The sequence below is a fragment of the Pseudomonas sp. ANT_J28 genome (genome assembly GCF_008370005.1).
GTDB lineage: Bacteria > Pseudomonadota > Gammaproteobacteria > Pseudomonadales > Pseudomonadaceae > Aquipseudomonas > Aquipseudomonas frigoris.
In genome coordinates, this window is sequence record NZ_VOBM01000097.1 from 1 (window position 1) to 1467 (window position 1467).

Genomic DNA, 1467 nt, shown 5'->3' on the forward strand with positions numbered 1-1467 from the left:
CGAAGACGGCTTCTTCGAATAGGCCTGATACATAGATGCAACGGGGCGGCGGTTTTTCAAAAGCGGGTAGACAGTGGGGGCGAGTCCATACATAGCAGCTGGCGAAGCCTGCGTTCGGCTGCGAAGCAGTCGTGAATTCAGACACTGCAGTTCTTTCAGGAAGATTGAATTCGCAGGTTTTACGACTGCTTCGCAGCCGAACGCAGGCTTCGCCAGCTGCTACAAGGGGTGCCCCAAGACTGCAATTGTTTTGCGTATCTGAATAAAAAAGAATGGAGTTGTACCGATGAAAATGTTTGGCAGGACTCTGCTGACACTGTCCTTATTGGGCGCAATGGCCACCGGCGCCCAGGCCAATGACAAGGTACTGCGCGTCTACAACTGGTCGGATTACATCGCCCCGGACACCGTCAAGAAGTTCGAAGACGAGACCGGCATCCGCGTGACCTACGATGTGTTTGACAGCAATGAAACCCTTGAGGCACGGCTGCTCGCCGGTAAATCCGGCTACGACATCGTCGTGCCGTCCAACAGTTTCCTGGCCAAGCAGATCAAGGCTGGCGTCTATCAGGAACTGGATAAGTCGAAGCTGCCGAACTGGAAAAACCTCAACCCGGTCCTGCTGAAAAATGCTTCCGCCAGCGACCCGAATAACGGTCACGCCTTCCCGTACATGTGGGGCTCGATCGGCATCGGCTTCAACCCGGACAAGGTCAAGGAAGTGCTCGGCAGCAATGCACCGACCAACTCCTGGGACTTGCTGTTCAAACCGGAAAACGCCGCCAAGCTGAAAGCATGCGGCATCAGTTTCCTTGATTCGCCGACGGAAATGCTCCCGGCCGCCCTGCACTATCTGGGTTACCCGGTGAACTCGCAGAACAAGGAGCAGATTGCCGAAGCTGAAGCGCTGTTCATGAAGATTCGTCCTTCGGTGGCGTACTTCCATTCCTCGAAATACATCTCGGACCTGGCCAACGGCAACATCTGCGTGGCGGTCGGTTACTCCGGTGATGTACTGCAAGCCAAGGCGCGCGCCCAAGAAGCTGGCGATAAGGTGAAGGTCGATTACAGCATTCCCAAGGAAGGCGCGGGCAGTTTCTACGACATGGTCGCAATCCCCCGGGACGCAGCGAACGTCGAGAACGCTTACCTGTTCATGAACTTCCTGATGCGCCCGGACGTCATCGCCGAGATCACCAACAACATCGGCTACAGCAACGCCAACGCGGCGGCCACGCCTTTGGTGGATGAAGCGATTCGGGACGATCCGGGGTCGTATCCGTCGCAGGCTGTGATGGCGACGTTGTATGCCATTCCGGATATGCCGATCGGCGTTCAGCGGGTGATGACCCGCGGCTGGACTCGGGTGAAGCTCGGTAAATAACCACGAAAATCGGCTTCTGTAGGAGCTGTCGAGTGCAACGAGGCTGCGATCTTTTGATCTTGTTTTTTCCGGATCAAGATCAA

The 1467-nt window shown here is 55.9% G+C and carries 1 protein-coding gene; it reads left to right on the forward strand.

Annotation, left to right across the window (positions count from 1 at the left end):
• Positions 1 to 286 precede the first annotated feature (286 nt).
• On the forward strand, positions 287 to 1384 hold the full coding sequence (locus FQ187_RS29825) for a polyamine ABC transporter substrate-binding protein (RefSeq protein WP_149632223.1): 1098 nt from the start codon (positions 287 to 289) through the stop codon (positions 1382 to 1384).
• Positions 1385 to 1467 lie beyond the last annotated feature (83 nt).

Bases quoted from the DNA above. Each gene is read 5' to 3' on its own strand.
- FQ187_RS29825 (WP_149632223.1), top strand. From the start codon at position 287: ATGAAAATGTTTGGCAGGACTCTGCTGACACTGTCCTTATTGGGCGCA.